The following is an 8,193-nucleotide window of genomic DNA, read 5'->3' on the forward strand; positions in this document are numbered from 1 at the left end:
TTCATCAGGTGCAGCACCGCGCGGCGCGCCGAGCGCGGGCCGAGGCCGGGGAGCCGCGCCAGCGCCTGGGTCAGCGCCTCGATTTCCTGCGATGCCATGACGCCTCCTCTGTCATTACGAGCGGAACGACGCAATCCGGCGCACGAACGGGATTGCTTCGTCGCGATGCTCCTCGCAATGACGGACACCATGCGCATCGCCTTCATGGGAACGCCGGATTTCGCCGTGCCGACGCTCGACGCCCTGCTCGAAGCGGGGCACGAGGTCGTGGCGGTCTACACCCAGCCGCCGCGGCGGGCGGGGCGCGGCAAGGCGCTGACCCCCTCCCCCGTCCAGCGGCGCGCCGAGGCGGCTGGGATCGCGGTGCGGACGCCCGCGAGCCTGCGCGATGCGGCGGCGCAGGCGGAGTTCGCCGCGTTCGATCTCGATGCGGCGGTGGTCGCGGCCTACGGGCTGATCCTGCCCGAGCCGATCCTCAATGCGCCGAGGCACGGCTGCCTCAACGTCCACGCCTCGCTCCTGCCCCGCTGGCGCGGCGCCGCTCCGATCCAGCGCGCCATTCTCGCCGGCGACGAAATGACCGGCGTGTGCATCATGGGCATGGAAAAGGGCCTCGACACCGGCCCGGTCTTCGCCTGTCGCGAGACTCCCGTCGGACGCAAGACGGCGGGCGAACTGACCGCTGAGCTGGGTGAAATTGGCGCGGGGCTGATGGTCGAGGTGCTCGCGCAAAAGCCGGAGCCGGTGCCGCAGCCGGAAGACGGCGTCACTTATGCTTCCAAGATCGACAAAGCGGAAACCAGGCTCGATTTTTCCCGCCCCGCGATCGAAGTCGAGCGGCAGATCCGCGCCTTCAATCCGCCGGGCGCCTGGTTCGACCATGGAAGCGAGCGCATCCGTATCCTCGCGGCGCAGCCGGTGCCGGGCGCGGCGGAGCCCGGGACAGTGATCGACGACCATCTCGCCATCGCCTGCGGCGGCGGCGCTCTGATCCCGACCATCGTCCAGCGCGCCGGGCGGGTGGCGATGGGCCCCGACGAATTATTGCGCGGCTTCGCGATCCCGAAGGGCACACGGCTCGGATGACGCGCTTCCGGCTGACCATCGAATATGACGGGCGGCCCTATATGGGCTGGCAGCGGCAGGCGCATGGCCCTTCCGTGCAGCAGGCGATCGAGGAGGCGATCCAGGGCATCACGCATGAAGACGTGACGCTCCACGCGGCGGGGCGGACCGACGCGGGGGTCCATGCGCTGGCGATGACCGCCCATGTCGACATCGCCAAGCCGATCGGCGCGCATCGGCTGATGGACGGCACCAATGCCAAGCTGAGGCCGCAGCCGATCGCGATCCTCTCGGCAGAGGAGACGGACGAGGACTTCCATGCCCGTTTCTCGTGCGTCGGGCGGCGCTATTGCTATCGCATCGCCAACCGGCGCGCACCGCTCGCGCTCGACGCGGGGCGTGCGTGGCGGGTGCCGGTCGTGCTCTATGCGGACGAAATGAACCGGGCGGCGCAGGTGCTGGTCGGCCGGCACGATTTCACCACCTTCCGTTCCGCCCATTGCCAGGCGGAGAGCCCGGTCAAGACGCTCGACCGGCTGACCGTGCGGCGGCTGGGCGAAGTGATCGAGATCGAGGCGGCGGCGCGGAGCTTCCTCCACCATCAGGTGCGCTCGATGGTCGGCTGCCTCGAACTGGTCGGGCGCGGCAAATGGACGAAGGCGGATCTGAAAGCGGCGCTGGAGGCGAAGGACCGCGCCGCGCTGGGCTTCAACGCGCCGCCCGACGGGCTTTACTTTGTCGGGGCGTCCTATCCGGGCGACGAGAATTAGTCGCGCCGAGGCCGAACAGGCGCTGGAGCGATTTGTCGAGCATGAAGAGCTGCCAGAGCAGGCGGCCGTGATCGGCGCGGCCGCTCTGGTGGGCCGCGGCGATGCGGGCGATCTCGGCTGAATCGAACCAGCCAGTTTCAGCGAGCGCGGAGCCGTGGGCGATCGCCGCCGCTTCGGCCGCGAGCGGGCCCCGGAACCAAGCGCTGACCGGAGTGACGAAGCCCATCTTACGCCGGTGGAGGATGTCATCGGGCAGCCGATCGGCGAGCGCGCGCTTGAGCAGCCATTTGCCGCTGCCGCCGCGCAACCGCATACGAGCCGGGAGCCGGGCGGCGAACTCGATCAGGCGGTGGTCGAGCAAGGGCTCGCGCGCTTCGAGGCTGACCGCCATCGAGGTGCGGTCGACCTTGGTGAGGATATCGCCGGGCAGCCAGAGCTTGAGATCGGCATATTGGGCGCGGGAGAGCGGGTCGCTCGCCGGCGCCTCCGCCATGGCGCGGACATAGCGGGCCTCGGCGACATGGCCGTCCAAGGGTGCGGTGAAGATGCGGCGGCGGATCGCCTCGGGCGTGACGCCGACGGCATTGGCATAAGCGAGGCCGCTCCCCTGTCCCAGCGCCTGCAATGTAGTCTTGGCGCGCAGGGCTTGGGGCGCCCAGTCCATTTTCGGATAGATACCGCCCAGCGCCCCCGCGAGACGGCCGAGCGGCCCGGGCAGGAGGCGGCGCGCGCGCTCCTCGGCCATGAACAGGCGGTAGCGGCGATAGCCGGCGAAGGCCTCGTCGGCGCCGTCGCCGGAGAGGGCAACCTTCACCTTCTCGCGGGCGAGCGCGGAGACCTGGTAGGTCGGCAAGGCGGAGGCATCGGCGAAGGGCTCGTCGAAGGCGTCGGCGAGCCGGTCGATCAGGGCGAAATCGTCGGCGGCGACGATCCGCTCGCGGTGGTTGGTGGCGAAGCGGGTCGCGACCTCGCGCGCATAGCTTGTCTCGTCATGGTCGGCCTCGTCGAAGCCAATCGAGCAGGTCTCGACCGCGCCCCGGCTCGCCTCGGCCATGAAGGCGACGACCGCCGAGCTGTCGACGCCGCCGGAGAGGAACGCGCCATAGGGCACGTCGGCGACCATGCGCGAGGTCACCGCGTCGCGGAGGCGCGCGACCAATTCCTCCTCGAGCGCCTTGGCGGGGCGCCGGTCGGGGTTGGAGAAGTCGACGTCCCACCAGCGCAGAGGCTGGGGCACGGCATGGCCCCGTCGGACCAGCAGGAAATGGCCGGCGGGGAGCTTCTGCACGCCGGCGACGATCGAGGTGTCGTCGGGGACGTAGCCGTAAGCGAGGAAATCCTCGATCGCCTTCGGATCGGGCGCGCGGCGGAGGCGCGGATGGGCGAGCAGACCCTTCAATTCGGAGGCGAAGATCAGGGCGCCATCACCGAGCTCGGCGTAGAAAAGCGGCTTCACGCCGAGCCGGTCGCGGGCGAGAAAGAGCGCGTCCCGGTCGGCGTCGTAGAGCGCGAAGGCGAACATGCCGTTGAAGCGCGAGAGGCAATCCGGTCCCCATTGTCGCCAGGCGGCGAGGATCACCTCGGTGTCGCTCTCGCTGACGAAGCGGTGACCCCTGGCTTCGAGCTCGGCGCGGACCTCGCGGAAATTGTAGATCATGCCGTTGAAGCTGATCGCGATGCGGCGGTCCGGGGTCAGCATCGGCTGGACGCCGGCGTCGGAGAGATCGACGATGGCGAGACGGCGATGGCCGAGGCCGACGCCCGGCGCGGTCCAGACGCCCGCCCCGTCAGGGCCGCGATGGGCGAGAGTCGCCGCCATCGCCTCGACGCGCGCCGGATCGACGGGCTTGGGTACGTCCGGGTGAAAGATGCCGGCGATGCCGCACATTAGGGCCTACTCCAGGCCGGCGGCGCGGTCGGCGAGTCGCTCGACCGGCCCCAGAGCGGCGAGGAAGGCGTCGATCTGCGGACGGGCGCTGGTCCCGGTCGCGGGCTGCGGCGCGGAGACGAGCACCGCCACCGCCCGCTGCGGCCCGCCGATCAGCCGTGCCTTCATCGTCTCCAGCTTCACCCCCATCGCGCTCCCCGTCAGGATATCGCCGATTCGGTAGAAGCTCACGACCTCGCGCACCAGCCCGTGCGAGCCGATCCGCTCCGCCCGCCCGTTCGGCGGAGCGGGCGCGTCGCCGGTCCACGCCCAGGCGCCGTCCGGCGCGACCGCCCCCTGGCCGAAGCCGACCAGCTCGCGCCCTTCGGACTGACGAGCATAGACGGCGATCGCGAGATCGACCTCGCGCCCGGCCGAATCGCGGTAGCGGGCGATGCGGAAGAGGTCGGCGCCGGCATAATAAGGCCGCCAGACGATGCGGTCGAGCGCCGGGACGCGCTGCCAGCCCGGCACGTCCGGGAGCGCGAATTCCGAAGGTACTTCGTTCACACCGGTCGTTGCGATGGCGCTGGTCCAGGCGAGCGGCAGGATCACGAGAGTTAGCGCGGCGAGCGCGGTGAAGGCGAGCGGCGAGCGTTTCGGTCCGGGGCGGAAGCTCAGACGGTCGAGCCAAGGCTCGTCGGTGCCCCGGTCGAAGAAGGGCCAGGCGGCGGCAAGGATCAGGGCGATGACGATCGCGAAGAAGACACCGCCGTAGATCACATGGTCGAAGCTCGCGGCGAACTCGACGCTGCCGGTTTGCTCGGCGACGTAGATCGTCGCCCAGGCGCGGACGCCGTTGGCGAGGATCGGGACGACGATCGCGACGGCCATGAAGGCGATCCGCCGCGGCCAGCTGCGGAAGCAGACATTCGCGACGAGCGCGCCGAAAGCGACCATCGCGATCAGGAAGCGCGCGCCGGCGCAGGCCTCCGCCACCTCGAAATAGCCGATCGGAGTGGTGATGAAGATGCCTTCGAGATGCGCCGGCACGCCCGAGATGCCGAGCAGGGCCATGGCGATGTCGGCGGTGACCGTCTGCAGCCAGGGCACCAGCTCCGCGCCCGCCGGGACGAGGAAGAGAGCGTAGAAGATCGGGAATGCGAGGCCGCGCGTGACGTTCCAGCCGAGGCAGGCGATCACCGCGCCCTGCAGCATGAAGATCAGCGCGAAGTGGCGGACCAAAGCCACCCCGCCCGCCTCGCCGAGCAGCCAGGCGAGCGCGCCGGCGCCCAGCAAAGCGAGCCCCGCCGGCCAGGCGGAGGGACTGAGCTGCCTGAGCTCGGGCAGACGCTGCCAGACCAGCCAGGCGATGATCGGCGGGATCAGCAGGCAATGATTGAAGGTCGCGTTGTTCCACCAGTAAACCGCCTTGTCGGCGGCGTCGCGCACGATCTGGCCGAGGATCGCCGCGTCGAGGGCGCCGAGCGCGAGGAGGTGCGTGCGCCAAGCTGAGGGAGCGATCGGCCGGGCGATGGGCAGCGCGACGGTCATGCCGCCGCTTTCCGGCCCGCCGGCGCGACGATCCCGGCGAGCGGCGCGAGGCGGTGCTCCCAGCTGTAGCTTCGGGTGACGAGCGCACGCGCCGCCGCGCCGAGTGCGTCCCGCGCGGCGCGGTCGTCGAGCAGATGGGCGATCTCCTCCGCCATCGCTTCGGCGCCGTCGGCGACGATCAGGTCGCGGTCCGGCTCGGCTTCGATCCCCTCGAATGCTTGCGGCGAGGCGACCACGGGGCGCGCCATCGCCATCGCCTCGAGCACCTTGTTCTGGATGGCGCGCGCGATGCGCCAGGGCGCCACCACCAAATCGCAAGCTGCGAGCCACGAGCGGATGTCCGGCACCGCCCCGGTCACCATCACCCGATCGCTTGCCAGCGCCTGGACCTCGGCGGTCGGCGCGCGGCCGGCGATGACGAAGCGCGCCCGGGGCACGAGCGGCAGCACCTCGCGGGCGAACCAGGTCACTGCGTCGATATTTGGTGGATAATCCATCTGACCGGTGAAGAGCAGAACCGGCCCCTCGCCCCGCTCAGCCTCGCTTGGGCGCGGGAAGTCTGCTTCGGGATCGAAGAAGGCGAAGTCGATGCCGTTGGAAAGCGCGCGGATGTTGCCGAGCCCGGTGCGGGACCGGAACAGCGCCACCTCGGCCTCGCTGACGAAGGTGCAGACGTTGGCGCGGGCTGCCGTTGTTTTCTCGAAGGCGGCGAGCCTGACCGCTTCGCGCCGCCAGACCCAGCGCATCGGGCCGGACCCGTCCTCGGCATATTGCGCGAACTTGGCGGAATCGACGTCGCCGAAATCCATCACGAAGCGCTGCGCGCAGACCTCCGGCACGAACTGCGCCATCTGGCCGGAATAGGCGAAGATCGCTCCGACCTCGTCCCGCTCCAGCAGCCGCGCGACGAAGCCGCGCAGCCTGTCGCTGTCGAACAGGGTCAGCGAGACCGGCTTTTCGGCGAGCAAGGCGCGGGCGCCCGCCACGGCTTTGCCAGCGCGGCGCACCTCGACATGCGCCTCGCCGAGCCGGCCGCCCAGCGCTTCCCGAAGCGCCGGCAGGTGCGCCGCATCGGCCTCGTCGTCGGCGAAGCAGGCGAGATGGACCCGCGCCAACCTGGCGAGGTGCCGGATCAAGTGCCACGAGCGAATCTTGTCGCCCCGGTCCGGCGGGAACGGGATGCGGTGGGCGAGGAAGAGGATGTCCTTCATCCCAACCCCCGCGCGATCAGGGGGCCGGCGCGGTTGGCGAGCCACAGCGGCAGCTTCCGCCAGGCCGCGACCTTGAACCGGTATTTCGGGTTGAGCGGGTTGACCTCGCGCGGCGCCACGCCGCTCGCGGTGCGCACGGCATAGACGAGCGGCGTCTCGGCGAAGCCCCAGATCTTCTTGCGCTGCCAAGGGCCTGTGCCGACCTTGGAGCGGCCGAAATCGGCGCGGGTGCAGCCGCGCTCGATCGCCCGGCGCATCACCTCGTAATAGATCAGATCGTTGGCGCGCCAGTGTCGCGCCGCGAAAATGCCGCCGCCCCAGAAAGGCTGGCAGGTGCCTTTGAAATAGAAGTTGAGCAAGGCGGCGAGCGGCTTGCCGTCCTTCCAGACCGCGACGATGTCGGCCTCGTCGCCGAACGCATCGAGCGCCGCGGCGAACAGGGCTTTGGGGAAGATCGGGGTGCCGAGATTGCGGACGCTCTCGCCATAGACACGGAAATGCGCATCGCGATGACGGGCGTCGCCGCCGGCCGACGTCTCCAGCGCGAAATCGAGGCCGCGCTTGACCTCGGCGCGCTGCCGGCGGGCGATCGATTCGAGCAGGGTCTCGGCGTCGCCGGGCAGGTCGCGATCGAAATTGGCATAGATGCCTTCGCTGGTCGCCCAGCCTTGCGGAACCGGTCCGCCGCGCAGTTCGGCGGAGCCGCAGCCAAGCCGTTGGGCGAGCGCCCAGGCGGCTTCGGCGAGCGGCGCGGCGCCCTCGCCGAGGATGCCACCGCCCGTGCCGAAGCCGGCCGAGACGAGCGCGTCACCGAATAGGCGCGAGCGGACATGAGTGAGCGGCAGGCAGCCGACCAATGCCCCGCCGCGCTCGGCGAGCAGATAATGCGCCTGCTGCCCGCAACCGCGATCGACCGCCGCGCTCCATTGCGGGCGGTGAAAGATCGTGCCCTCGGCCGCCTCGGCGACGAATTCGTCGATCCGGGCGCGCTCGGCGGCGCTGGCGAGATCGGCGGGGCGGACCGCGACCTTCAAGGGCGCGGGCGCGTTCATTGCAGCCGCGCCGCTTCCGTCGCCGCGACCTCGTCGGTGCGGCCCCAATCGTGCGCGCGAAGCAGCTTCAAGAGCTTCGGCCGCATGCCTTCGAGGTTGGTGTAATGGCGCAGCTTCGACTTGATCGAGGCGTCGGCGACGCGCGGCTGGCCGGGATCGATCTCCCAGGGGTGGAAATAGAAGATCGCCGGCCGCGCCTCGCGCCGGTTCACCTGCCCCACAGCCCAGCTGGAAAAGGCGTAAGGCAGGATTCGGAAGAAGCCGCCGCCGCCCGCCGCGACGCGCCGGCCGATGAGGTCGAGCGTCGTTACCGGCAGCTCGATCAGGTCGGCGCCGCCGACCGGACGCCAGGCGAAGCGCGGTGCCTCGCGCCAGCCATAATGATCGTGCGCGACCGGCGCGACGCTGGACGAATAGGCATAGCCCTGCTCGGCCAGCACCGCATGCGCCCAGGGCGTCCGCGGATCGATCGAGAAGCTCGGCGCGCGATATCCGGTCACGGCCGTGCCCGACGCGTCCTCGATCGCCTTGCGCGCCTTGACGATGTCGGCGCGAAACTCGGCCTCGCTGAGGGTGAAGACTCGACGATGGTCCCAGCCGTGGCTGGCGACCTCGTGGCCGGCCTCGGCGATGCGGCGGATCAGCGCCGGGTGGCGCTCGGCGACCCAGCCCAG

Annotated in this window: 6 protein-coding genes and 2 pseudogenes; 2 read left to right on the plus strand and 6 right to left on the minus strand. The window is 70.3% G+C overall.

The window, feature by feature from the left end:
• Positions 1–98 (minus strand): annotated as a pseudogene (locus ACT4N8_RS13560) (recombination mediator RecR); the annotation flags it as partial.
• 91 nt (positions 99–189) lie between these two features.
• Here ACT4N8_RS13560 and fmt point away from each other — a divergent pair.
• Positions 190–1,086: a methionyl-tRNA formyltransferase gene (gene fmt / locus ACT4N8_RS13565; RefSeq protein WP_444858658.1), complete on the plus strand. Its 897-nt coding sequence runs from the start codon at positions 190–192 to the stop codon at positions 1,084–1,086.
• Positions 1,083–1,835 carry a tRNA pseudouridine(38-40) synthase TruA gene (gene truA, locus ACT4N8_RS13570; protein WP_444858653.1) on the plus strand — a complete coding sequence of 251 codons (753 nt, stop codon included), beginning with the start codon at positions 1,083–1,085 and terminating at the stop codon, positions 1,833–1,835. The genes fmt and truA overlap by 4 nt, the downstream gene beginning before the upstream one ends.
• 10 nt (positions 1,836–1,845) lie before the next feature.
• Here truA and ACT4N8_RS13575 read toward each other — a convergent pair.
• The 5 genes and pseudogenes from ACT4N8_RS13575 to ACT4N8_RS13595 all read right to left on the minus strand — a co-directional run.
• Positions 1,846–3,723: pseudogene (locus tag ACT4N8_RS13575) on the minus strand (XrtA/PEP-CTERM system amidotransferase); the annotation flags it as partial.
• A gap of 6 nt (positions 3,724–3,729) precedes the next feature.
• Positions 3,730–5,256: an exosortase A gene (gene xrtA / locus ACT4N8_RS13580; protein ID WP_444858654.1), complete on the minus strand. Its 1,527-nt coding sequence runs from the start codon at positions 5,254–5,256 to the stop codon at positions 3,730–3,732.
• Positions 5,253–6,467, minus strand: coding sequence for a TIGR03087 family PEP-CTERM/XrtA system glycosyltransferase (locus ACT4N8_RS13585; RefSeq protein ID WP_444858655.1), 1,215 nt, complete (start codon positions 6,465–6,467; stop codon positions 5,253–5,255). The genes xrtA and ACT4N8_RS13585 overlap by 4 nt, the downstream gene beginning before the upstream one ends.
• Entirely contained in the window at positions 6,464–7,519 is a 1,056-nt protein-coding gene (locus tag ACT4N8_RS13590; protein ID WP_444858656.1) for a FemAB family XrtA/PEP-CTERM system-associated protein, read from the minus strand. Before ACT4N8_RS13590 ends, ACT4N8_RS13585 begins: the two co-directional genes overlap by 4 nt.
• The coding region (locus ACT4N8_RS13595) for an XrtA system polysaccharide deacetylase (protein ID WP_444858657.1) at positions 7,516–8,193 on the minus strand (678 nt) is incomplete at its 5' end. The genes ACT4N8_RS13590 and ACT4N8_RS13595, both read right to left, overlap by 4 nt.

Source organism: Sphingosinicella sp., from assembly GCF_052387495.1.
In the GTDB taxonomy this organism is placed as follows: Bacteria; Pseudomonadota; Alphaproteobacteria; order Sphingomonadales; family Sphingomonadaceae; genus Allosphingosinicella.

Bases quoted from the DNA above. Each gene is read 5' to 3' on its own strand.
- fmt (WP_444858658.1), top strand. From the start codon at position 190: ATGCGCATCGCCTTCATGGGAACGCCGGATTTCGCCGTGCCGACGCTC.
- truA (WP_444858653.1), top strand. From the start codon at position 1,083: ATGACGCGCTTCCGGCTGACCATCGAATATGACGGGCGGCCCTATATG.
- xrtA (WP_444858654.1), bottom strand. From the start codon at position 5,256: ATGACCGTCGCGCTGCCCATCGCCCGGCCGATCGCTCCCTCAGCTTGG.
- ACT4N8_RS13585 (WP_444858655.1), bottom strand. From the start codon at position 6,467: ATGAAGGACATCCTCTTCCTCGCCCACCGCATCCCGTTCCCGCCGGAC.
- ACT4N8_RS13590 (WP_444858656.1), bottom strand. From the start codon at position 7,519: ATGAACGCGCCCGCGCCCTTGAAGGTCGCGGTCCGCCCCGCCGATCTC.